Consider the following 23,208-nt stretch of genomic DNA (forward strand, 5'->3'; position numbering starts at 1 on the left):
ACGCAAGCTGGCCAGGATTGCCTTTGCCCTGATGACCAGCCAACAGCCGTATCGGCCCCAGGTCGGCATGGCTGATTGACATGGAATCTCCTACAGGGCCTAGCGCCCATCAATGAATTTTTCAATAGACACCATGCAAATCCCTTCTTGGCGCAGCCGACTCGACCGCGCGCATTCTGGCCTTCCAGCCAACGCTACCGGAGGGATTACAGATGAAGACCGTCGCACAGATGCTCCGCGCCAAGCCGCGGCAGAAGGTTCACACCATTGACGTCGAAGCGCCGATGCTCGAGGCGCTGCGGGTGATGGACGAACAGAATATCGGCGCCTTGCCGGTAACCGAGGGCGGGCGGCTGGTTGGCATCGTCAGTGAGCGCGACTACGCGCGCAAAGGCGTGCTGCAAGGGCGTTCATCCGTGGCGACGGTGGTGCGTGAGTTCATGACCGTGCCGGTGCTGACCGTGACGTCGAAGCAGAGCATCCGTGAATGCATGTCGCTGATGACCGAGCAGCACATGCGCCACCTGCCGGTGGTGGAAGACGACGAACTGGTCGGCCTGCTGTCCATCGGCGACCTGGTGAAAGAAGCCATGGCCGAGCAGGATGACCTGATCCTTCATCTGGAGCAGTACATTCGCGGCGAAGTGGCCTGAGTCCGCGGCAAAGGCCGGTCCCTCGGGGCCGGTAGCCGCTATCCATCAGGGCCGAAATGAAGATTTCTGATTTTCATCAATAGGAATCGGGCGCCTAGCCTGCCGGCTCTTTCGAGCTGCGGGTATCTGCCCCATGTCCCTTCGCACCATTCGCCAAAGCCTGCCCGTTCGCCAGGGTCGAACCCTGTATCCAGCCCGCCCCTTGACCGGGGCCCGAATGGGCGAAGTCAGGCTGCAACCGATCAAGGACCGGCAGGATCGGGTCGTTGGTTTCGAAAGTCTCTCCCGGTTCGTCTTCGACTCCTTCGTCGAAAGCACCGAAGACGCCATCACCCGGCTGCAGCAGGACGACCTCCAGCGGCTCACGCGCGAGCTGCTCCAGGGACTGCGCATCCGTTGCATGCTCGACCGCAGCTACGCCCGATATCTGCACGACGCCCAGACTGGCAGTCTGCCGGTGAGGCACTTCGTCAATGTCGAGAAGCGGAGCCTGGCGGATGCGGAACTGATCGATGATCTCATCGAAGGTGCCGCCGACTTGCGCTGCTGCGGTGCCCAGCTAGTGGTCGCAGTCACGGAACGCCCGGTGGCCTGCGTCGACAGCTTCAGGTCTTACATGAAGGGGCTGATGCGCCTGAAGCAGGAAAACGTGCTGGTGGCGCTCGACGACTACGACCTCGACAGCCCGGTCCACTGGGAACTCGACCTGGGCCTGTGCGATGTCGTGAAGTTCGACCTCACGGGATTGGGCGTGCCACCGCACGAGGATGGGGATTTCCTGTCCAGACGCTATGCCCTGCTGGGCGAAAGGCTGTACGACTTCATTCATCGCCACCAGGTGGACCTGGTGGCCGAGAAGATCGAGACCGGCTGGCAGCATGAAGTCGCCAAGGGGCTCCCGTTCAAGCTGTTCCAGGGCTATCGCCTCGGCCATCCGGCGCGGATTTAGGCCGTCCCGGCGCCCGTTCCATGCGTACCCGATCCGCGCTGTGCGCTATTGCTTCACTGCTGGTCGCGCTTTTCTTGCTGTCGGGCTGTGCCACGGCGCCGCCGCGAGAGCCGGACAACCTGTGCGCGATCTTTCGCGAATACCCGGATTGGTACGAAGACGCCCTGGAGATGGAGGCCCGTTGGGGCACGCCCATCCCGGTGGCGATGGCGATCGTCGACCAGGAAAGCAGCTACCGACACGATGCGCGCCCACCACGGGATTACCTCCTCGGCTTCATTCCCTGGGGGCGGGTGACCTCTGCTTATGGCTACGCCCAGGCGCTGGATGCCACCTGGGCGGACTATCAGCAGGCAACCGGCTCCGGCGGCTCACGCACGTCCTTCAGCGACGCGATGGACTTCATCGGCTGGTACACCGACGCCACCCAGCGGCAACTGGGCATCTCGAAACGGGACGCGTACAGCCAGTACCTGGCCTACCACGAAGGGCGAGGTGGGTACCGGCGTGGCAGCTACCGGCAGAAGTCCTGGCTGACGCAAGTTGCCCAGAAGGTCGACCAGCAGTCCAGGAGCTACGGCCGCCAGTTGGCAAGCTGCCGCGCCGAACTGGAAGACGACCGCGGCTGGTGGCCGTTCTGACTCCAGGACACGGATCACCGCTTTCGTAGGATGCGGTTGAGCGAAGCGAAACCCATCAAGCGGAGCCATTGGCTGCGTTTCTGTAGGAGCGAGCTTGCTCGCGAAGGATTGTGCTCGGCCTTTTCGCTGTAGGGGCGAATTCATTCGCCAAGGGCAGCTCCGCTGCCCCCACGATTCACTCCACCATTTCCCCGCACAGATCCACGGCGAACCACTGCTCCACCTCTTCCTGCCGCAAGCCGGCGCCGAGCAGGGCGAACAGCTTGCCCAGGGCCGCCTCGCGGGTCATGCCGCCGGCGGGTACCAGGCCGGTGGCCAGCAACTGGCTGCCGGCAGCGTAGACACCTGCTTGCACATGCCCGGCCGGGCACTGGCTGGTGGCGACGAGCACCACGCCGCGCTCGTGGGCAGCGTGCAGGACATCGAGCAGCGCCTTGTCATCCGACGGACCGGTGCCGCTGCCGTAACACTCCAGCACCAACCCCTGCACGCCGCTGGAAAGCAGCGCTTCCACGTGGCTGGCGGCAAGGCCCGGGAACAGCGGCAACACCGCGAGGTTCACCGGCTGGCGCGAGGTACGGTAATCCAGGCCAGCGGGAATCCGGCCGGCGCGCTCACCCTCCCGTGGTCGCGAAAGCACGGTGAACGCGTCAAAGGCTTCCGAGCGCAACTTGCTGGCGCGGGCGCCATGCATCAGGTCGCCATTGAAGAAGAGATGCACGCCGGGCGCGACTCCGACCTGGAGTTCGCGAATGGCCCCCAGCAGATTGGGCCAGGCATCGCTGCCCTCGCTGCCAGCCGGCAGCATGGCGCCCGTCAGCACCACCGGCACTGGCAGGCCGAGCAGCAGGAAGCCGAGGGCCGCCGCGCTGTAGGCCAGGGTGTCGGTGCCGTGCAGCAGCAGCACGCCGTCGTGGCCACGTTCCACCGCGTCGACGATGGCATCACGCATGGCCCGCCAGTTGGCCTGGCGCATGTTGGCGCTGTCGAGCAGCGGCAGCAGTTCCTGGAAGCGCCAGTCCAGTGTCAGTCCCTGGTCGTCCAGCAGCTCGCGCATGCGCGCCTCGAAGCCGCTGGCCGGAGCCAGGCCTTCGGGCGTCTGCAGCATGCCGATGGTGCCGCCGGTATAGAGCACGAAAAGGTTCTTCACAGCATTCATGGGTGTGGATAACTCGGAACGACGAAGGTGCAGAAACGTCAGTGCCGCTCCCCGCGTCAGCGGAGGAGCGGCACCAGGTATTACCGGACGGCGCGATCAGCGGTGGCTTTGCGCCAGGCCGTGAGCGACGTTGACGTTGGAGGCGTCGGCGACCGGGTTGGTCGGCCAGGCATCGCGGTCCAGGTCCAGGTCGGCGAACTTGGCAGAGTCGAACACCGGCTGGTCGATGCCTGCCTTGCGCTGGTCGTCGTAGTCGCGCATCACCCGCAGGCCGACCTTGATCAGCATTGCCAGGGCCACCAGGTTGACGAAGGCCAGGCAGGTCATGGTGATGTCGGCGAAGGCGAACACGGTGCCCAGGTTCTGCATCGAGCCCCAGCAGATCAGCGCCAGCACCAGGCCGCGGTAGGTCAGCAGGGCGGCGCGGCTGCGACCGACCAGGAACTGCAGGGCGTTCTCGCCGAGGTAGTAGTTGTAGAGGATGCAGGTGAAGACGAAGAGGCTTAGCGCCACGCTGATGAACACGCGGCCCCACTCACCGACCACAGCGGCCAGGGAGTTCTGGGTCAGCACGATGCCGTCGCCTTCGAAGCCCGGGGTGTAGAAGCCGGACAGCAGGATCAGCAGCGCGGTGCAGGTGCAGATCACGAAGGTGTCGAGGAAGACGCTGAACGCCTGTACCACGCCCTGGGCGGCCGGGTGCTTCACCGCAGCGACGGCGGCGACGTTGGGCGCGCTGCCCAGACCCGCTTCGTTGGCGAACACACCGCGCTTCACACCCATCACGATGGCGCTGCCGAGCAGACCGGCGAAGGCCGGCTCAAGGCCGAATGCACTCTTCACAATGGTCACCAGCATGTCCGGCACCAGCTCGATCTGGGAGATGATCACGTAGCAGGTCACGGCGATGTAGGCCAGGGTCTTGACCGGTACCAGCAGGTCGGACACCGAGGCAATGCGCTTGATGCCGCCGATGAATACCAGGCCCAGGAGTGCGGCCAGGCCGATACCGGTGTACTGCACCGGTAGGTCGAAGGCGTTTTCCAGGGAGTGGGTCACGGTGAAGGCCTGCAGGCCGTTGAAGGCGAAGCCGTAGGTCACCAGCAGCAGCACGGCGAAGGTCAGCGCCATCCAGCGCAGCTTCAGGCCGTGCTGGATGTAGTAGGACGGGCCGCCACGGTACAGGCCATCGCCATCGGCGCGCTTGTAGACCTGGGCCAGGGTGCACTCGAAGAAGCTGCTGGACATGCCGACCAGAGCGGTGACCCACATCCAGAACACGGCACCGGGGCCGCCGAGGGTCACGGCCAGGCCAACACCCGCGATGTTACCGGCGCCGACGCGGCCGGCGAGGCTCAGCATCAGGGCCTGGAAGGAGCTCAACTGACCGGCAGTGCCACGGATGGATTCCTTGAACACGCTGAACATATGGCCGAAATGGCGGAACTGGACGAAGCGGGAGCGGAGGGTGAAATAGGTGCCGAGTCCAACGATAAGGACGATGAGCACTTTCCCCGAGAGGAAATCGTTGATCACTTCAAGCATGAGTGAGACCTCGATTCTTATTGTTCGCGTGATGGGAACGGCTTCGAGCGGGCAGGGCTCGGCCGTGGCGCGCAGGGTGGGGTAATGCGGCATATCAGACAATTTCGCGGCTGTATTCGACATGGCGCGACTTGATGCTAGAATCGCGCCACTCGCATCAGGCAGGCCGGCGAAATGGCGGAATATCTCGGCAACAATCTGAAGCTTCTCTGCGGGCACTACCGCTCTATTGCGGAGGTTTGCCGCAAGCTCGGCATCAATCGCGCGCAGTTCAACAAGTACCTCAGTGGCCAGAGCCGACCGACGCCCTACAACCTCAAGCGCATCTGCGATTTCTTCGGTGTCGAGGACTACGAGCTCGGCCTGCCGCCCGAGCAGTTCGCTCGCCTCCTGGGCACTCGCCCCGCCGGCCAGGCTGGCGACACCCGCAGCGACCCGCTGCTGGAACTGCTGGCGCCCTTGCGAGATCAGTCGGGCAACCTGTCGCGCTACTGCGGCTATTACTTCGAATATTCCAATTGCATGTCGGTGCCGGGGACCATCCTCCTGTCCCTGGTGCACCTGTGGGAGGAAGACGGCAACTTCCTCTTCGAGCGCCAGGAACGCCAGGAGCGCGCCACCAACACCGCCGTACAAGCCGAAGACTGGGTGCGCTGCCGCTACCTCGGCGCCGCTTTCCAGCTGCAGGACCGGCTGTTCCTGATGGACTACGAATCGCTCACCGTAAACGAGATGAGCCAGACCATCCTCATCCCCAGCTACAAGAGCCGCATCACCCGCCTCAACGGCCTGAAGACCGGCGTCTCCAGCGGCGACCGGCGCAACCCGGCCTGCACCCGCGTGGTCTGGGAATACCTCGGCCCGGAGATCAACCGCGTCGCCGCTTACCGTCAGGTGAAGCTCTACCGCCCCGACGACCCGCGCATCGACGATGACGTGCGCCAGCGCCTGGATGTGGCGCCGCTCAAGAATGGGCTGTTCGAGATCGAGTGAGGCGGTGATGCGGGGGCGAATTCATTCGCGCTCTTCGTAGGATGGGTTGAGCTTGCGATACCCATCGATTCGGCGTGATAGGTATCGCGTCGCTACGGTGCAAACGAATCCAGTGGATATTTCAGTTGCGCAGTTCCTCCAGCCGCCGCTTCTGTTGCCCCTCTCCATCGAAGTTATCCACAGACAGCCAGCGCTCGAAGGCTTCCCGGCATTTCGGCCATTCGCCGTCGATGATGGAAAACCACGCGGTGTCGCGATTCTGGCCCTTGACGATCATGTGCTGACGGAACAGCCCTTCGTAGCTGAAGCCCAGGCGCTCGGCTGCGCGCATCGAGCGGGCGTTCCGCGCGTTGCACTTCCATTCCAGGCGACGGTAGCCGAGGTCGTCGAAGGCGTGGCGGGCCAGCAGCCACACCGCTTCGGTCGAACCCGGCGTGCGTTGCATGGCCTTGCCGAAGGCGATATGGCCGATCTCGATCACGCCGTCCTTCGGCGTGATACGCAGGTAGCTGAGCACGCCTACGGCGCGACCGCTGGCCAGATCGATCACGGTGTAGAAGAGCGGATCGCGGCTGGCGGCGTTGCCGGCAAGCCAGGCGTCGAAGGGCTCGCGGCCGGCGAAGGGGCCATAAGGCAAGTAATCCCAGAGCGCCGGGTCGGGGCCTTGCAGGCTTGCCCAGAGATCATCGCCATGGCGAGCGGTATCCAGTGCTTCCAGGCGGACGAAGCGGCCGGTCAGCGGGGAGTGGTCGGGAGCGGGGCGGGGTTGCCAGTGGCTCAGGTCCTGGTTGCTCATGGTGCTCTCCGGTCAGAGGATCTTGCGGTACTGGACGAAGCCGGAACGGTCGGCGATGCGGTCGTAGAGCTGCATGGCGTCGGTATTGGTCTCGTGGGTCAGCCAGTGCACCCGCGAAACGCCGGCGGTGCGAGCCTGTGCATAAACGTGTTCGATCAGCTGGCGGCCGATGCCGCCGCCGCGCAGGCCTTCGGCCACATAGAGGTCCTGCAGGTAGCAGTAGTCACCGGTGGTCCAGCAACTGCGGTGGTAGATGAAATGCACCATGCCCACCGCCTTGTCGTCCTGCCAGGCCAGGGCCGCATGCATGGGTTCGGCCGGATCGAGGAAGCGCTGCCAGGTGACGGCGGTGGTCTCGGCGGGGATTTCTGTCTTGTAGAAGCGCTGGTAGCCCTGCCAGAGCGGCAGCCAGGCAGCGTGGTCGTCGGCGCTGAGCGGGCGGATTTCAAGCGACATTGGATTCCTTCCTGTGGTGGGTCAGTCGATCAGGGTCATGCGCGCGGCCAGTTCACGGTCACGCGGGCTGGATGAGGCATTCAGGCCCTCGCGAACGCCGGTCTGGTCCGCGGCCGAGCGGTTCTGGCCGAGCTTCCACTTGCCTTCCAGGCGGCGGATGGGCAGGGCGAAGCCGACGATGGCGCGGAGCATGCTGTCGAGGTACTCGCGCGGGGCATCGCTCACCGCCCAGGGTTGCGGGCGGCCGGATTCATGACGTTCGCTGAGGCGGCTGACCAGTTGCAGCAGGCGCTCGGGATCGTCGAAGACTTCCGCCTGGCCCCAGGCATGCACGGCGATGTAGTTCCAGGTGGGTACGACCTTGCCGTGCTCGGCCTTGGCCGCGTACCAGGTGGGCGTGACGTAGGCGTCCGGTCCGGAAAACACCACCAGCGCCTCGGAGCCCTCGGCGAGGTCACGCCAGTGCGGATTGGCGCGGGCGAAGTGGCCGTAGAGCGTGCCGAATTCGCCTTCGCCGGGTTCCAGCAGCAGGGGCAGGTGGCTGGCCATCAGGCCCTTGTTCCCGGCACTGGTGAGCACGGCGAGACCGGTGGCCCGCATCTGTGCATGGAGCTCGGTGAGGTCATCCTGACGGAAGCTGGAGGGGGCGTACATGAAGGCTTCTCCTGGCGGAATGTCTTCATGCTAGGCAGGATATTGGTCTGTTGTAAGAGCCATTAACCGCCAATTCGATAGAGCCAATCGAGGCCCGACATGCCTGATATGCCACCGTTGCCCGTCGACCTTTCCGGCATCCGCCTGGACCCGTCCCAGGGGCTTTCGCGCCAGCTCTACCAAGCCCTGCGCGAGCGCATCCTCGATGGCCGCCTGGGCAGCCGCACGCGCTTGCCAGCGACACGCGACCTTGCCGCGCTGCTCGGCGTCTCGCGCAATACGGTGACTCGGGCCTTCGACCAGCTCTACGCCGAGGGATACGTGGAAGGGCGCGTAGGCGATGGCACCTATGTGGCGGACTTATCCACAGCCCGACCGGTACCGCCGCCGATTCCCACGGGTCCGGTACCGGGCCCGGCCATGGAGCGCCTGCAGAACCATCACCTGCCGCCGCCGGTAACGGGTGCACCACGGGCATTTCGCATTGGCGTGCCGGCCTTCGACCTGTTTCCCTTCGAGACCTGGGCACGGCTGCAGGCGCGTTTCTGGCGCAAGCCCTCGCCGGCGCGCCTGGGCTATGGCGACCCGGCGGGGGACTGGGGCCTGCGCGAGCTGATTGCCGCGTACCTGCGCAGCAGCCGCGGACTGTCCTGCGATCCGGCGCAAGTGGTGATCACCTGTGGCGCCCAGCAGGCCATCAGCCTCTGCGCCCAGTTGCTGGTGCAGCCCGGCGACCGCGTGGCCATTGAGAATCCCGGTTATCGCGCGGCGGGTCATGCCTTCGCCGTGGCGGGTGCCGAGCTGTGCGGTGTGCCTGTGGATAACGATGGTCTGGACAGCGCCGTGCTGGCGCAGGTGGAGAACTGCCGGCTGGTCTATGTCACGCCGTCGCACCAATACCCCACGGGTGTGACGCTGTCCCTGGCGCGGCGCCTGGAGCTGTTGGAATGGGCCGAGCGTTGTGATGGCTGGATAGTCGAGGACGACTACGACGGAGAGTACCGCTACAGCGGAATTCCCCTGGCACCCCTCGCCGCGCTGGACCGCCAGGGACGGGTGATCTACGTCGGCACCTTCTGCAAGATCACCTTCCCCGCGTTGCGCCTGGGCTACATGGTGCTGCCCCCCGCGCTGGCGGAATCCTTCGCCCGGCGCCGCGCCCTGGATATGCGCCATTCGGAAATCGGCACCCAGGCGGTGATGGCGGAGTTCATCGCCGCCGGTCATTTCCAGCGCCATGTGCGGCGCATGAGACTGGCCGCCCGCGCCCGTCGCGATGCCCTGTTGCGTGATTGGCCGGACGCCATTCCCGGTTGCGCTCCCATGCCGCCGGTGGACGCCGGCTTGCACCTGTGCGTGCGGGTGGACAGCCTGGCGCGGGAACGGGAGCTGGTGAGTGCTGCCCGTGCGGCCGGCGTGGAGTTGAACGGGCTCAGCGAGTACTGGCTGGAGAACAGCAGCGAGCCTGTGGATAACCACGCCGGGCTGGTGCTGGGCTTTGCCGCCGTGCCGGAAGCGCAGATCGCCGAGGCGATTCGTACGCTGCGCAAGGCCTGGCGATTGTAGTTCGTAGGATGGGTGGAGCGGAGCGATACCCATGCGGTGTGGATTGATGGGTTTCGCAGGCTCTACCCATCCTACGGTTGGAGCACCCCCTGCTTGGGGGCGTCCTGAGCCCTTTTCCCCGGGCAAAAAAAAAAAGGATGGCTGGCGCCATCCTTGAAGGATGAAGGGGCGAGGCCCCTCCTGGTGAGTTCGTTTGCCTGATCAGGCCTTCAGCGGCACGAGGCGCGGGGCAATCATGTTTTCCGGGCGGAGGATGTCGGCCAGCATGGACTCGTCCAGCAGCTTCTCCTCACGCACCAGTTCCAGCACGCCGCGGCCACTTTCCAGGGCTTCCTTGGCGATGCGGGTGGCGTTCTCGTAACCGATGTACGGGTTCAGCGCGGTGATCAGGCCGATGGAGTTTTCCATCAGGCGGCGGCAATGCTCGACGTTGGCGGTGATGCCGACGATGCAGTGCTCGCGCAGCATGTCCATGGCGCGCTGGAGCAGGCGGATCGAGTCGAAGATCTTGTAGGCGATCAGCGGCTCCATCACGTTCAGCTGCAGCTGGCCGCCTTCGGCTGCCAGGGTCAGGGCCAGGTCGTTACCGATGACTTCGAAGGCCACCTGGTTGACGGCTTCCGGGATAACCGGGTTGACCTTGCCCGGCATGATCGAGCTGCCCGGCTGGCGCGGCGGCAGGTTGATCTCGTTGATGCCGGTACGCGGACCGCTGGAGAGCAGGCGCAGGTCGTTGCAGATCTTCGACAGCTTGACCGCGGTGCGCTTGAGCATGCCGGAGAACAGCACGAAGGCGCCCATGTCGGAGGTGGCTTCGATCAGGTCGGCGGCCGGGACGACCGGGTGGCCGCTGATGGCTGCCAGGCGCTCGACGGCCAGCTTCTGATAGCCGGGGTCAGCGTTGATGCCGGTGCCGATGGCGGTACCGCCCAGGTTCACTTCGGTCAGCAGTTCCGGCGCCAGGCGACGCAGACGGTCGAGGTCTTCGCCCAGGGTGGTGGCGAAGGCATGGAATTCCTGGCCGAGGGTCATCGGTACCGCGTCCTGCAGCTGGGTACGGCCCATCTTCAGAACGTCGGCGAACTCTTTACCCTTGGCGGCGAAGGCCTGGATCAGGCTGTCGAGGCTGGCCAGCAGGGCGTCGTGGCCCAGCAGCAGGCCGAGGCGGATGGCGGTGGGGTAAGCGTCGTTGGTCGACTGCGCCATGTTCACGTCGTTGTTCGGGTGCAGGTACTTGTACTCACCCTTCTGCTTGCCCATGGCCTCGAGGGCGATGTTGGCGATCACCTCGTTGGCGTTCATGTTGGTGGAAGTACCGGCACCACCCTGGATCATGTCCACCACGAACTGGTCGTGGAAGTCACCGCGGATCAGGCGAGCGCAAGCTTCGCTGATGGCGGCGTGTTTCTCGGTGGAGAGGTGACCGAGCTGCTTGTTCGCATCGGCGGCAGCCTGCTTGACCATGGCCAGGGCTACGACCAGCTTCGGGTAGTGCGACAGCGGTACGCCGGACAGGCGGAAGTTGTGAACCGCGCGCAGGGTCTGGATGCCGTAGTAGGCCTCGGAGGAAACTTCGAGGGTGCCGAGCAGGTCTTTTTCGATGCGGAAGGATGCAGCGGAGGACATGATGTCATTCATCTCTGGAGGAACACGGCCAGTGCCGCGATGCCCAATAATCTAGGCCTGTGGCCGTTTGTCGGCCAATGCTGTTATTCGCTGGGTCATGCACAATCGGCATAATGTCCGTGTGACGCGGCTTCGATCGCGAACGTGCGCACCAAAATCGAGCATCCTGGAATCTCACGATGAATCTGGAAACCAAGTGGCTGGAAGACTTCGTCGCCCTGGCCAACACCCGCAGTTTTTCCCAGGCCGCCGAGCGGCGTTTCGTGACCCAGCCGGCGTTCAGCCGACGTATCCGCAGCCTGGAGGCGGCGCTTGGCCTGACCCTGGTCAACCGCTCGCGCACCCCCATTGAACTGACCGAGTCCGGGCAGCTGTTCCTGGTCACCGCGCGCAGCATGGTGGACCAACTGGGTGAGGTAGTGCGTCACCTGCATCACCTGGAAGGCCAGCAGGGCGAGGTGCTGCAGTTCGCCGCCGCGCACTCCCTGGCGCTGGGCTTTTTCCCGCAGTGGATCGCCCGGCTGCGGGCGGACGGGCTGAACATCGCCAGCCGCCTGATCGCCACCAACGTCGGTGAGGCCGTGCATTCGCTGCGTGAAGGCGGCTGCGACTTGATCCTGGCCTTCTACGACCCGGACGCGGCGCTGCAGATGGACCCGGAAATCTTCCCCTCGATGAACCTGGGACGAACCGAAATGCTGCCGGTCTGCGCGGTGGACGCGAGCGGCAAGCCGCTCTTCGAGCTGGACAGCGGCCAGAGCGTGCCGCTGCTGGCCTATAGCGCCGGTGCCTTCCTCGGCCGCTCGGTGAACATCCTTCTGCGCCAGCGCGCATTGCGTTCGACCACGGTGTATGAAACCGCCATGGCCGACAGCCTGAAGAGCATGGCGCTGCAAGGGTTGGGGGTGGCCTGGGTGCCGCGTTTCAGCGCCCAGGCCGAGCTGGCCCGTGGTGACCTGGTGATCTGTGGCGGCAGCCAGTGGCACGTGCCGCTGGAAATCCGCCTGTACCGCTGTGCCCTGGTGCGCAAGGCGGCGATCCGCCTGCTGTGGCGCAAGTTGGAAGGTGGGGTGGGCGGGGAGGCATGATGGCCGCCCGGCACGATCAGTTGTACTCGATGACGTAGGTGAGTGAGGCGTCCGCGGGGCCCGAGGTAACCGGTGTGCCGTCGCTGACGTACCTGGCCACGATGGGCAGGCTGTGGATCACTCCTCGTTCATGGAGTCGGTCCTTGGGGACGGTCAGGGCCCTGCTCTGGTCGAACGGCAGTTTCCTGTTGTTGGTGTCCTCCAAGGAAATCTGGACGCCAGTTGCCGCCACTTGCGATGTAGCTATTTTCAGCAAGCCATCGCCGTTGTTGTCGCCCTGGAAGTAGACCTTGACGGACAGGGTCGGCGCCTCTTCGGGTTTGGCGGTCTCGCACAAGATGTCCAGGTTGAAGTTGTAGGGGGTAGTGGTGTCGTTACGGATATCGGCGGGCTCGGTTTCACCCAGGGGAACATCGATGACGGGAATGATTGGCGTGCAACTGGAATAGTAGGGGACGTTGTTGATGGTTAGCTGTGTCGTGCCAGAGATTTTCTGGGCCGGCCATCTGTCGAGGACTAGTTCTATGTCCAGATCGAGGGTTGTCGTGAGCGAATTACCTCCCACGATGTGCCCCATTCGGATTACTTCGACCGTGAGCGATCTAAAGTTGAATAAATATGTGAAACCGCCGCCCTTATTGTCGATGTAAGGGAATTCGTAGCGATTAGGGTGTATGAAAAATCTCAGGCCAAGGCCGTCTATTCCGCTTTTGTAGATCTTGTTTCCAATTTGTTCCAACTGCTTTCCAGGGGCAAAATCGATACTCCAACCCTCATCAAGTTTGCTATCGGCGCAAAAAACGTGGCTGTTTGGGGCTTTTGAAAATTCGATTGTGGCCTGACCAATGACAGCGCCGATATGCCCTTCTGAAAGTGTGACGTCGAGATTCTTGGTGGCGATGCTGTTGTATTTTATTTTCCGGCCAATGTCATTCCAAATGCAGACAGCAGCTTCTACTTTCTGGATTGAAGATACAGACAGCAATAATAGGGCCGCCGACATCACCTTCAGGTGCTTGTCCCGAATATTCTGGCGGTAGCTTGAGGTTTCAGGTGTATTGCAAGTTTTGCTGCTCTCAAGCTTTCTTGCTAACGCGGGAAAAATTGAATGCAGGGATTTAATCATCAACCCCATGCAGATTGATTGCGGGCTTGAATGACGCTCTCTCATTTTGGGGCCTCGAAAATATTTCCAGAATTACTTCTGCACGGGTTGATCAGTGCATGTGCAATGACGGAGAAATATTTTACTGGAAGCGAAGTTCAGCCTTTGGTAGTTCAAAAAGTGGGGGAATGCTGAGAGCTACGTAGGAAATATCGTTGCTATAAACGATCAAGCGCGAATCGAAACGGTGTCAGGAAGAGGGCGGCAATGCCGCCCGTTCCCGCTTGATAGGTAATGGGGCTAGACCTCGACGACGATCCGCCCTTCGATCTTTCCAGCGCGCATCTGCTCGAAGATGCCGTTGATGTTGTCCAGCTTGTCGCGGTGGATGGTGGCCTTGACCAGGCCTTCGCCGGCGAAGTCCAGGGCCTCCTGCAGGTCGGCGCGGGTGCCGACGATGGAGCCGGTGATGCTGATGGCTTTCAACACCACGTCGAAGATCGGCGTGGGGAAGTCGCCTGGTGGCAGGCCCACCAGGGCCACGGTGCCGCCGCGCCGGGCCATGCCGATACCCTGGCCGAAGGCGCTGTTGGAGACGGCCGTGACCAGCACGCCGTGGGCGCCGCCGATATCGCGCTGGATCACCTCGGCCGGGTTCTCGTCGAGGGCGTTGATGGTCAGGCTGGCGCCGAGCTTGCGCGCCAGTTCGAGCTTGGTGTCATCCACATCCACGGCGGCGACGTGCAGGCCCATGGCGCGGGCGTATTGCACAGCCACATGGCCAAGGCCACCGATGCCGGAAATCGCGACCCATTGGCCGGGCCGCGCACCCGTAACCTTCAGGCCCTTGTAGACGGTGACGCCCGCGCAAAGGATCGGCGCGATCTCGGCGAATTCGACGTTTTTCGGCAGGATGCCGACGAAGTTTGGGTCAGCCAGCACGTATTCGGCATAGCCACCGTTCACCGAGTAGCCGGTGTTCTGCTGGCTTTCGCAGAGGGTTTCCCAGCCGGTCAGGCAGTGCTCGCAGCAGCCACAGGCGGTGTAGAGCCAAGGCACGCCGACGCGGTCGCCTTCCTTCACGCGGGTAACGCCGGCACCCACCGCCGCGACGTAGCCCACGCCCTCGTGGCCGGGAATGAAGGGCAGACTCGGTTTCACCGGCCAGTCGCCTTCGGCGGCGTGCAGGTCGGTGTGACATACGCCCGAGGCTTCGATCTTCACCAGGATTTGCCCGGGGCCGGGCAGGGGAACCTTGACTTCCTCGATCCGTAGCGGCTCGCCGAAGGCGTGGACAACCGCGGCTTTCATGGTCTGGTTCATGGCATTCACCTCCTTGGAAAAGATGTCCGATTCTGCGCCGCTACCTCCTGCGGGCATTGCGCTGGAGCAAGGTTTAGCCGCGTCCGGGCTCTCCCGCGTCGGCTCTGGACGAGTGGTAAGGGCAAATGCACGCCAGACGTGGCTTTGCGTTATACTGCGCGGCCTTCGGCCGGCAGCGCGCCCCGCTGCCCGGCCCCACATCGCAGACAAGCCACGCCATTGCGTGGCTTGTTGTTTTTTGGTCGCGCCAACTGGCGCACTTTGATGAGGCACGACGATGAGCGCACTGGTAGGCGTGATCATGGGCTCCAAGTCCGATTGGAGCACCCTCAGCCACACCACCGACATGCTGGAAAAGCTGGGCATTCCCTATGAAGTGAAGGTGGTTTCCGCCCACCGCACTCCGGACCTGCTGTTCCAGTACGCCGAAGAAGCCGAAGGCCGTGGCATCGAGGTGATCATCGCCGGTGCCGGCGGTGCCGCCCACCTGCCGGGCATGTGCGCTGCGAAGACCCATCTGCCGGTGCTCGGCGTGCCGGTGCAGTCGTCCATGCTCTCGGGCGTCGACTCCCTGCTGTCCATCGTGCAGATGCCCGCCGGCATCCCGGTCGCCACCCTGGCCATCGGCAAGGCCGGTGCGATCAACGCAGCCCTGCTGGCCGCCAGCATCCTCGGCGGCAAGTACCCGAAATACCACGTGGCGTTGAAGGATTTCCGCCGCGAGCAGACCGACATGGTCCTGGACAACCCGGACCCGCGTGAGGCCTGACCCATGAAGATCGGCGTTATCGGTGGCGGCCAGCTGGGTCGCATGATGGCCCTGGCGGGCACCCCACTGGGCATGAACTTCGCCTTCCTCGATCCGGCGCCGGACGCCTGCGCCCAGGCCCTTGGCGAGCACATCCGCGCCGACTACGGCGACCAGGACCACCTGCGCCAACTGGCCGATGAAGTGGACCTGGTGACCTTCGAGTTCGAGAGCGTGCCGGCTGAAACCGTGGCCTTCCTCTCGCAGTTCGTGCCGGTCTACCCGAGCGCTGAAGCCCTGCGCATCGCCCGCGACCGCTGGTTCGAGAAGTCGATGTTCAAGGACCTCGGCATCCCCACCCCGGAATTCGCCGATATCCAGTCCCAGGCCGATCTCGACGCCGCAGCCGCCAGCATCGGCCTGCCTGCCGTACTCAAGACCCGCACCCTGGGTTATGACGGCAAGGGCCAGAAGGTCCTGCGCAAGGCGGAAGACGTGACGGGCGCCTTCGCCGAACTGGGCAGCGTGCCCTGCATCCTCGAAGGCTTCGTGCCCTTCACTGGCGAAGTCTCGCTGGTGGCAGTGCGTGCCCGCGATGGCGAAACCCGCTTCTACCCGCTGGTGCACAACACCCACGAGAACGGCATCCTGCGCCTGTCCATCGCCAGTACCGACCACCCGCTCCAAGCCCTGGCCGAGGATTACGTCGGCCGCGTGCTGACCAGGCTGGATTACGTCGGCGTGCTGGCTTTCGAGTTCTTCGAGGTGGACGGCGGCCTCAAGGCCAACGAGATCGCCCCGCGCGTGCACAACTCCGGCCACTGGACCATCGAAGGCGCCGAGTGCAGCCAGTTCGAGAACCACCTGCGTGCCGTTGCCGGCCTGCCGCTGGGCTCGACCGCCAAGCTGGGCGAGAGCGCGATGCTCAACTTCATCGGCGAAGTTCCGGCTGTGGATAAGGCTGTTTCTATCGCCGACTGCCACCTGCATCACTACGGCAAGGCCTTCAAGGCCGGCCGCAAGGTGGGCCACGCCACCCTGCGCTGCGCGGACCGCGCCACCCTCGATCGCCAGATCGCGGCGGTGGAAGCGCTGATCGTCAAGTCCTGACGTCCATCCGACCGCCCCGTTGGGGCGGTCGATGGCAAGCATTCTCAGATGCATCTAGGCTCAGGCATGCCTCAACTACCTTCGGAGGGCATGACATGGGCATCATCGGTACCATCATCATCGGGCTGATCGTTGGCCTGATTGCACGCTTCATCAAACCTGGCGACGACCCCATGGGGTGGATCATGACCATCCTGCTTGGTGTCGGCGGTTCGCTGCTGGCGACCTACGGTGGCCAGGCTGTTGGCATTTACCAGGCCGGGCAAGTAGCGGGCTTCATCGGCGCGGTGATTGGCGCGGTGGTGCTGCTGGTGATTTACGGTCTGGTGCGTAAGAGCTAGTCCTGCATTCGATGGGGCTGGGAACCGCCTTCCCGCGCCGTTAGTCTTAGCGCCTGATGTTCCCGCCCCATGCGTTGAAGAGTCCCCCCATGCGCCGTCTCGCCTGCCTACTGCTGCTGTTCTGCTGCACCCTCGCCCGTGCCGAACTTCCCGAAACCGACTGGCTCGAACTGATGCCGCCTGAGGACCGCAAGGCGCTGGAAGAGATGCCGGATATCAGCCACGACAGCCCCGAGGCCGATGGCAACTTCGACCAGAAGGGCGGCCTCAAGCAGCAGAAGGATCTGCCGGCTGTGATGTACTCCGCCAAGACGGTGGCCGCGCTGAATGGCAAGACGATCCATATCGGCGGCTATCCCGTGCCCCTGGAAAGCGATGCCAAGGGCCGCAGCACGCTGTTCTTCCTGGTGCCTTACCCCGGCGCCTGCATCCACGTCCCACCGCCGCCGCCCAACCAGATCGTGCTGGTGCGCTACCCCAAGGGCATCCAGCTCGACGACATCTACGCGCCCATCTGGGTCGACGGCACGCTGAAGGTCGAGAAGGTCAGCAACGACCTGGCTGACGCCGCCTATGCCATGGACGCCGGTAGCGTGCGATTGGTGGAAGAGAGCGATCTGTAGGCCGAAGAGGCTGCATTCGTGGGATGGTTCGGGCGGCGTTCCGCTGAGGAACGAAACCCATGCGGACCTCGGTCGATGGGTTTCGTAGGTGTTCTGCCCCGTGCTTTAGCACAGGGGACCGCTACGCGGTCCCTCGGCGAATGAATTCGCCCCCACAGGGTTAGAGCGGCTTGCTGGCGACGTTGAGCACCATCTTGTGCGTTTCGCCGGGCTTGATGACCAGCAAATCGTCCATCACCCGCGCCGTTTCGATGCAGAGCATGCCCTGCCAGGCGTCCTCGGCGAACTGCGACAGGCGCTTGGACTTGTCGATCCAGGGGTTCCACACCACGGCCGAGGTGGAGCCTTCGACGTCGAGCTGGATGCGACGCTGCCAGGCGCGGTCGATGATGCTCATACGACGGGGCGTATTCAGGTAAATGCGGTCGGTTTCGCCGGAGAAGGCGAGATTTTCCTGCTGCTTGCGCAGCTGCCAGTCTTCCAGGGTCTCAATGTAGGGGCAGCCGTCCAGGCCTTCCACGTCCACCTCGCGGATATCGCTGACGGCGAAATAGCTGTGCAGCGCCTGGCTGATGGCCAGGGGCGCGTCGCCAGCGTTGCGGGTGGACAGGGTCATCTGCAGGCTTTCATCCATCAGGATCGAAAGCTTCAGCTCGGCCGCGTGGGGCCAGCCGGCTAGCGGCTCGCTGGCGGTATCCAGTGCGAATTCCAGGCGCACCGCCGGTCCTTCGCTATCGATGCCCAGCAGCGTCCAATCGCGTTCGCGCACCAGGCCGTGGGCCGGGCAGATGGGCCCGCCCTGATGCATACCCTGGACTTGCGCCGGGTTGCGTCGCAGGTCGCCGAACCAGGGCCAGCACACGGGCACGCCGCCGCGCACGGCCTTGCCCTTCTGATAGCCCGCCTGGCCGCTCAGCCAGATCACCGGCTCCTCGCCGTGGGGCTGGTAGCTGAGGATCTGCGCGCCTTGCTGGGTCATAAGCATTTCCGCGTGGCGGGTATGCACTCGCCAGCAGACCAGTTCATCCACCTCCAACTGTTCCACGGTGGGCAGGGCTTCGTTGTACATCGCAATCTCCGCTTGCTGTGCTGTCGGGCCGCCAGGGCGCCATCTGTCATTTCGAACCAGCATGGCAGAGGCGGCAAGGGCTTTCTCGGGATTCGACAAGGGGTGGTGCCTTGAGGTTGCGAGTGACCTGATTTTGACGCGTTCTCATTTTGCGTACGCAAGTGTCATTCCACTTGTCGGCAATTTGACATGGGTGGTCAGGGACCCCGGCTGGCGCGGGCTGGGGTATTCCATCGCTAAGGTCTTCATTTATGAGCGGTCCTGCCCCAGAAGCGGGGAAAAGCGGCACGGCGGTGCCGAAAAGGCCCAGTAAAGGCGCACCTAGACTCTGCTTACCCGCTCGCAAGTGGAGCCAGCACCATGCGCAAGCTACTGATAATTATTCCTATTTTAGCCTCCCTCGCGATGCTGCTGGGATTCTGGGCGCGACCCGAACCCGTGCCGGTGCAACTGGTGGAAGTGACCAAGGGCGAAGTGGAGACACTGGTGGCCAACACCCGGGCGGGGACGGTTAAGGCGTGCCGGCGTGCCCATCTGTCCTTCAAGACCGGCGGCCAGGTCAGCGAGTTGCTGATCCATGCCGGGCAGCGCGTGCAGGCCGGCGACGTGCTGATGCGCCTGCGCCAGGATGACTTGCTGGCACGGGTGGACGAAGCCCGTGCGCGGCTCGATGCCCAGCGCAACCTGCGTGAGCAGAGCTGCCGCCAGGCCAGCCAGGATCAGCGTGACCAGCAACGGCTGGAACGCCTGGCCGAGCGCAAGCTGGCCTCCGAGGATCTGCTGGACCAGAGCGTCACCCGCGCCCGGCTATCCGAACTGCTTTGCAGTGGCGGCGAGGCGAAGATCCGCGAAGCCGCGGCCAGTCTCGACCTGCAGATGGCGCAGCTCGACCAGGCCACCCTGCGCGCGCCGTTCGCCGGCATCGTCGCGGAGATCAACGGCGAACTGGGCGAGGTGGTGACGCCCTCGCCGCCGGGCATCCCGACCCCGCCGGCGGTGGACCTGATCGATGATCAGTGCCTCTACGTCGAAGCGCCCATCGACGAAGTGGACGCAGCTTTGGTGCGGCCAGGCATGCCGGTGCGCATCACCCTGGATGCCTTCCGTGGGCAGAGTTTCGATGGCCGGGTGACGCGGATCGCACCGTTCGTTCGTGAGCTGGAAAAACAGGCACGCACCGTGGATGTGGAAGTCGCGTTCGCGCGGGTGCCGGCGGACCTGTTGTTGCTCAGCGGTTACAGCGCTGATGTGGAAATCCTCCTGGCGCAGCGTGAGCAGACCCTGCGGGTGCCAACGGAAAGCCTGCTGGAGGGCGGCAAGGTGCTGCGCTACGACCCCAGCAACGGGCACTTGCGTGAGCAGAAGGTGGAGATCGGCCTCGCCAACTGGCGCTGGAGCGAAGTGAAGGGCGGCCTGGCGCCGGGCGATCGCATCCTGCCCAGCTTGCAGAACGAAGGCCTGGCCGACGGCAGTGTGGTCAGCCCGAGCGGCGATGTCGGGGAGGCCGCGCAGTGATCCTCATGCATGAGGTCAGCCGCTGCTTCCAGTTGGGCGAACAACGCGTGCGCGGCCTCGACCAGCTCAGCCTGGAAGTGGCCGACGGCGAGTACCTGGCGATCACCGGGGCTTCCGGTTCGGGCAAATCGACCCTGCTGAACATCCTCGGGCTGCTGGACGCACCGGACAGCGGCGAATTCTGGCTGGACGAGGAGGCCACCGCCTGCCTGCACGAGGATCGTCGAGCGGCGCTGCGCAGCCGGCTGATCGGCTTCGTCTTCCAGTCTTTCCACCTGATCCCGCGCCTGACGGCACTGGAGAACATCGAGTTGCCGATGCTCCTGGCCGGTATCGAGCCTTGCGAGCGTCGTCGTCGCAGCCTCCAGCTGGCCGAGCGTCTGGGCCTGTCCGAGCGCCTGCGCCATCACCCCGCGGAACTGTCCGGTGGCCAGCGCCAGCGGGTGGCGATTGCCCGTGCCATGGTGATGCGGCCACGCCTGTTGCTCGCCGATGAGCCCACCGGGAATCTCGACAGCCAGTCAGGCGCTGAAGTGGTGGCCCTGCTGGAGGAGCTGAATGCCGACGGCCTGACCCTGATCCTGGTGACCCACGACGCCCAGCACGCCGCCCGCGCCCATCGCCAGATCCAGATGCGTGACGGCTGCATCCTCAGCGACCGGCACCAGGGAGCGCCCGCCTGATGGACCCGCTGGACGCCTGCCGATTCTGGCTGGGCGCCATGCGCGGCCACGGCTCGCGCAGTGTCATGTTGTTGCTGGCGATGGCGGTGGGCGTCTTCTTCGTGACCTTGCTGGGTGGGTTGGGCGAGGGCGCGCGGACCTATGTGCTGGGCGAGTTCTCGCTGCTCGGGCGGGACATCCTCATCGTCTTGCCGGGGCGCAATGAAACCACCGGCGGCATGCCACCCATCACCGGGATGGCGCCCCGTCCGCTGACCCAGGCGGATGCTGCCGCCCTCCAGCGCCTGCCGGCGATACGCCAGGTGGCGCCGCTGCATGCCGGGCAACTGGAAGTCAGCCGCGACAACCGTAACCGCGAAGCCCTCACCTTAGGGACCACCCGCGCGTTCTTCGCCATTCGCCAATTGCGCCTCGCCCAGGGGGTGGCGCTGCCGGAGCTGGAGCCGGGGCAAGCTGACGAGGTCTGTGTGATCGGCAGTCGCTTGCGCACCGCGCTGTTCGGCACTGCGCCGGCGCTGGGGCAATGGCTGCGGGCGGGCGACCGGCGCTTCCGGGTGATCGGGGTGCTGGACGAGCGCGGCGAATCCCTCGGGATGGACTTTTCCGAAGCGCTGATCGTGCCGGTGTCCAGCGCCGAGGCGCTGTTCGACCGGGAAGGGTTATTCCGCGTCTTCGTCGAGGCCCGTGGCCCCAGCTACCTCGACAGCACGCGGCGCCAGGTGCTGGCGACCCTCACCGAACGTCACCAGGGAGAGGAAGACGTCACCCTGCTCAGTCAGGACTCCATGCTCGCCGCCTTCGACAGCATTCTCAGCGGCCTGACCCTGGCGCTGGCTGGCATCGCCGCCATCAGCCTGCTGGTTGCCGGCATCCTGATCATGAATGTCACCTGGATCGCCGTCCTGCAGCGAACCGCCGAGATCGGCCTGCTCAAGGCGGTGGGCGCCAGTTCAGACCAGGTGCGTCTGCTGTTCCTCGGCGAAGCGGCCCTGCTGGCGCTGCTGGGCGCCGCCATCGGGCTTGGCCTTGGCGAGTTGCTGTTGTGGATCGGCCGTCTGGCCACTGACCTGCCGCTGTATGCGCCCTGGTGGGCGCGGCTGGGGGCGCCGTCCCTGGCAATGGTGGCTGCCCTGCTGTTCGCCTGGCTGCCGGCCAGTCACGCGGCGGCTCAAGTGCCGGTGCAGGCGTTGCGCCCGCAGGGCAGTCACTGATGCGTTGGCGCGATGGCCTCGACCTGTGCAGCTCGTCCCTGTTCAGCCAGCCCCTGCGCAGTCTGCTGACCCTGCTCGGCGTGGCCATCGGCATCGCCGCCGTGGCGCTGCTCACGGCCATGGGGGAGGGCTTGCGCACTCGCGTGCTGGACAGCTTCGCGCAATTCGGCACGCGGGTCGTCACGGTGCGTCCCGGCACCCTGCCCACTGGCGGTATCGGCGGGATTCTCGCCAGCGCCCGACCCCTGACCATCGCCGATGCGGATGCCCTGGGGCGGCTGCCCCATGCCGAAGCCGTGGTACCGATCATCCAGGGCAACGGCGATATCCAGGCGGCCGGTCGGCAGCGACGTGTGGATATCCTCGGCACGGGGTCGCAGTTGGCCGATGCCTGGCGGGTGCAGATGGCCGCGGGAAAATTCCTGCCTCCCTCGCGGGATGGCCGCACGCCGCCTTATCTGGTGCTGGGGGCGAAACTGGCGACGGAGCTGTTCGGCAGCGCCGCCCCGGTGGGCCAGCGGGTGCGGGTGGGCGGCATGAGTTTCCGGGTTGTCGGGGTCATGGGGAGCAAGGGTAACCTGCTGGGCTTCGACCTCGATGACATTGCCTACATCCCGGTGGACTGGGCGGAGTTCCTGTTCAATCGCGAAGGGCTGGTGAAGATTCATGTGCTGTTCGAGGACAGCACCCCCGCTGAAGCCTTTGCCGATGATGTGCGCCGCTTGCTGGTGGAGCGCCACGGCCGCGAGGACTTTCGCATGACGTCCCAGGGCGACCTGCTGGGCAGCCTGAATCGCATCCTCGCCACCCTGACCCTGGGCATCGCGGCCCTTGGCGGCGTCTCCCTCCTGGTGGGTGCGGTGGGCATCCTCACCATCATGACCACCACAGTCGAGGAGCGTACGGCCGAAATCGGCCTGCTGCGGGCCATTGGCGCGGCACCGCGCCAGGTGCTGGCGCTGTTCCTCACGGAAGCGACCCTGCTTTCGCTGCTGGGTGGCCTGCTGGGACTGGTGATGGTCTTTCTGTTGGTGGGGATGCTGCACTGGGCCGTGCCGGGGCTGCCGCTGAGCCTGGACCTGTCGCTGGTGCTGCTGGCGTTGCTATTGTCGGCCGTGGTCGGCATCGGTGCCGGGCTGGCGCCCGCCAGGCGCGCGGCGCGGCTGCATCCGGTGGATGCGTTGCGGCTGGAGTGATGGCCTGACTGTAGGGTGCGCCATGCGCACCGGGCGGAGTTGCGGTCGGAATTAGAGTCATTGGTGCGCGTGGCGCACCCTACCCTCCAGTTTTGTGCAAATAAAAAGGGTTCTTCGCGGATTTCCGGGGAGCCATGAAAAAAGAACGGCGATTTGGT

Annotated in this window: 23 protein-coding genes; 14 read left to right on the forward strand and 9 right to left on the reverse strand. The window is 64.6% G+C overall.

From position 1 onward, the window contains the following. Positions 1–212 precede the first annotated feature (212 nt). The 3 genes from MnOB_RS11685 to MnOB_RS11695 all read left to right on the forward strand — a co-directional run bounded on the left by MnOB_RS11685 (position 213) and on the right by MnOB_RS11695 (position 2,243). Entirely contained in the window at positions 213–653 is a 441-nt protein-coding gene (locus MnOB_RS11685) for a CBS domain-containing protein (protein ID WP_077524396.1), read from the forward strand. Between the two features lie 217 nt (positions 654–870). Next, on the forward strand, positions 871–1,602 hold the full coding sequence (locus MnOB_RS11690) for an EAL domain-containing protein (RefSeq protein ID WP_158713799.1): 732 nt from the start codon (positions 871–873) through the stop codon (positions 1,600–1,602). Positions 1,603–1,622: 20 nt separating this feature from the next. Further along, positions 1,623–2,243, forward strand: a complete 621-nt coding sequence (locus tag MnOB_RS11695; protein ID WP_077524398.1) for a transglycosylase SLT domain-containing protein — start codon at positions 1,623–1,625, stop codon at positions 2,241–2,243. A 175-nt stretch (positions 2,244–2,418) separates the two neighbouring features. Here the strand turns inward: MnOB_RS11695 and MnOB_RS11700 are convergent, their stop codons facing one another. Both MnOB_RS11700 and MnOB_RS11705 read right to left on the reverse strand, forming a co-directional pair. Continuing rightward, entirely contained in the window at positions 2,419–3,402 is a 984-nt protein-coding gene (locus tag MnOB_RS11700) for an asparaginase (RefSeq protein WP_077524399.1), read from the reverse strand. A gap of 96 nt (positions 3,403–3,498) precedes the next feature. Beyond that, complete coding sequence (locus MnOB_RS11705) at positions 3,499–4,947, reverse strand: alanine/glycine:cation symporter family protein (RefSeq protein ID WP_077524400.1); 1,449 nt, start codon at positions 4,945–4,947, stop codon at positions 3,499–3,501. Positions 4,948–5,121: 174 nt separating this feature from the next. Here MnOB_RS11705 and MnOB_RS11710 point away from each other — a divergent pair, with 174 nt between their 5' ends. Then, positions 5,122–5,940, forward strand: coding sequence for a helix-turn-helix domain-containing protein (locus tag MnOB_RS11710; RefSeq protein WP_077524401.1), 819 nt, complete (start codon positions 5,122–5,124; stop codon positions 5,938–5,940). 121 nt (positions 5,941–6,061) lie between these two features. On the opposite strand, the gene MnOB_RS11715 is transcribed toward MnOB_RS11710, so the two are convergent. Genes MnOB_RS11715 through MnOB_RS11725 form a run of 3 tightly spaced genes read right to left on the reverse strand, consistent with a single transcriptional unit; the run spans position 6,062 to position 7,846 of the window. Continuing rightward, positions 6,062–6,736 (reverse strand): GNAT family N-acetyltransferase, encoded by a 675-nt coding sequence (locus MnOB_RS11715; protein ID WP_077524402.1) that lies wholly within the window; start codon positions 6,734–6,736, stop codon positions 6,062–6,064. 12 nt (positions 6,737–6,748) lie between these two features. Next, the gene (locus MnOB_RS11720; protein WP_077524403.1) at positions 6,749–7,192 is read right to left on the reverse strand and encodes a GNAT family N-acetyltransferase; all 444 of its coding nucleotides are present in this window, start codon (positions 7,190–7,192) and stop codon (positions 6,749–6,751) included. A gap of 21 nt (positions 7,193–7,213) precedes the next feature. Beyond that, on the reverse strand, positions 7,214–7,846 hold the full coding sequence (locus MnOB_RS11725) for an FMN-binding negative transcriptional regulator (RefSeq protein ID WP_077524404.1): 633 nt from the start codon (positions 7,844–7,846) through the stop codon (positions 7,214–7,216). A 99-nt stretch (positions 7,847–7,945) separates the two neighbouring features. Between MnOB_RS11725 and pdxR the strand changes: the two genes are divergently transcribed. Further along, entirely contained in the window at positions 7,946–9,412 is a 1,467-nt protein-coding gene (pdxR, locus tag MnOB_RS11730; RefSeq protein ID WP_077524405.1) for a MocR-like pyridoxine biosynthesis transcription factor PdxR, read from the forward strand. 201 nt (positions 9,413–9,613) lie between these two features. Here pdxR and aspA read toward each other — a convergent pair whose 3' ends face one another. Continuing rightward, positions 9,614–11,038, reverse strand: coding sequence for an aspartate ammonia-lyase (gene aspA / locus MnOB_RS11735; RefSeq protein WP_077524406.1), 1,425 nt, complete (start codon positions 11,036–11,038; stop codon positions 9,614–9,616). Positions 11,039–11,217: 179 nt separating this feature from the next. On the opposite strand from aspA, the gene MnOB_RS11740 reads away from it, so the two are divergent. Then, entirely contained in the window at positions 11,218–12,126 is a 909-nt protein-coding gene (locus MnOB_RS11740; protein ID WP_077524407.1) for a LysR substrate-binding domain-containing protein, read from the forward strand. Positions 12,127–12,142: 16 nt separating this feature from the next. On the opposite strand, the gene MnOB_RS11745 is transcribed toward MnOB_RS11740, so the two are convergent. Next, on the reverse strand, positions 12,143–13,252 hold the full coding sequence (locus MnOB_RS11745) for a fimbrial protein (protein ID WP_158713800.1): 1,110 nt from the start codon (positions 13,250–13,252) through the stop codon (positions 12,143–12,145). A gap of 279 nt (positions 13,253–13,531) precedes the next feature. After that, on the reverse strand, positions 13,532–14,554 hold the full coding sequence (gene adhP, locus MnOB_RS11750; RefSeq protein WP_077524409.1) for an alcohol dehydrogenase AdhP: 1,023 nt from the start codon (positions 14,552–14,554) through the stop codon (positions 13,532–13,534). Positions 14,555–14,831: 277 nt separating this feature from the next. Here adhP and purE point away from each other — a divergent pair, with 277 nt between their 5' ends. The 4 genes from purE to MnOB_RS11770 all read left to right on the forward strand — a co-directional run bounded on the left by purE (position 14,832) and on the right by MnOB_RS11770 (position 17,376). Continuing rightward, positions 14,832–15,323, forward strand: a complete 492-nt coding sequence (gene purE, locus MnOB_RS11755; RefSeq protein ID WP_077524410.1) for a 5-(carboxyamino)imidazole ribonucleotide mutase — start codon at positions 14,832–14,834, stop codon at positions 15,321–15,323. Between the two features lie 3 nt (positions 15,324–15,326). Next, positions 15,327–16,412 (forward strand): 5-(carboxyamino)imidazole ribonucleotide synthase, encoded by a 1,086-nt coding sequence (locus tag MnOB_RS11760; RefSeq protein WP_077524411.1) that lies wholly within the window; start codon positions 15,327–15,329, stop codon positions 16,410–16,412. Positions 16,413–16,507: 95 nt separating this feature from the next. Beyond that, entirely contained in the window at positions 16,508–16,753 is a 246-nt protein-coding gene (locus MnOB_RS11765) for a GlsB/YeaQ/YmgE family stress response membrane protein (RefSeq protein WP_077524412.1), read from the forward strand. 89 nt (positions 16,754–16,842) lie between these two features. Then, complete coding sequence (locus MnOB_RS11770) at positions 16,843–17,376, forward strand: DUF3299 domain-containing protein (protein ID WP_077524413.1); 534 nt, start codon at positions 16,843–16,845, stop codon at positions 17,374–17,376. Between the two features lie 160 nt (positions 17,377–17,536). On the opposite strand, the gene MnOB_RS11775 is transcribed toward MnOB_RS11770, so the two are convergent. Further along, entirely contained in the window at positions 17,537–18,445 is a 909-nt protein-coding gene (locus MnOB_RS11775) for a D-hexose-6-phosphate mutarotase (protein WP_077524414.1), read from the reverse strand. Between the two features lie 360 nt (positions 18,446–18,805). Between MnOB_RS11775 and MnOB_RS11785 the strand changes: the two genes are divergently transcribed. The 4 genes from MnOB_RS11785 to MnOB_RS11800 are packed head-to-tail and all read left to right on the forward strand — an operon-like array spanning position 18,806 to position 23,050. Continuing rightward, the gene (locus MnOB_RS11785) at positions 18,806–19,960 is read left to right on the forward strand and encodes an efflux RND transporter periplasmic adaptor subunit (RefSeq protein ID WP_077524416.1); all 1,155 of its coding nucleotides are present in this window, start codon (positions 18,806–18,808) and stop codon (positions 19,958–19,960) included. Then, complete coding sequence (locus MnOB_RS11790) at positions 19,957–20,643, forward strand: ABC transporter ATP-binding protein (RefSeq protein WP_077524417.1); 687 nt, start codon at positions 19,957–19,959, stop codon at positions 20,641–20,643. Before MnOB_RS11785 ends, MnOB_RS11790 begins: the two co-directional genes overlap by 4 nt. After that, on the forward strand, positions 20,643–21,854 hold the full coding sequence (locus MnOB_RS11795; protein ID WP_077524418.1) for an ABC transporter permease: 1,212 nt from the start codon (positions 20,643–20,645) through the stop codon (positions 21,852–21,854). The genes MnOB_RS11790 and MnOB_RS11795 overlap by 1 nt, the downstream gene beginning before the upstream one ends. Further along, the gene (locus MnOB_RS11800; protein WP_077524419.1) at positions 21,854–23,050 is read left to right on the forward strand and encodes an ABC transporter permease; all 1,197 of its coding nucleotides are present in this window, start codon (positions 21,854–21,856) and stop codon (positions 23,048–23,050) included. Before MnOB_RS11795 ends, MnOB_RS11800 begins: the two co-directional genes overlap by 1 nt. The last annotated feature ends 158 nt before the right edge of the window (positions 23,051–23,208 follow it).

Source organism: Metapseudomonas resinovorans, assembly GCF_002003485.1.
In the GTDB taxonomy this organism is placed as follows: Bacteria; Pseudomonadota; Gammaproteobacteria; order Pseudomonadales; family Pseudomonadaceae; genus Metapseudomonas; species Metapseudomonas resinovorans_D.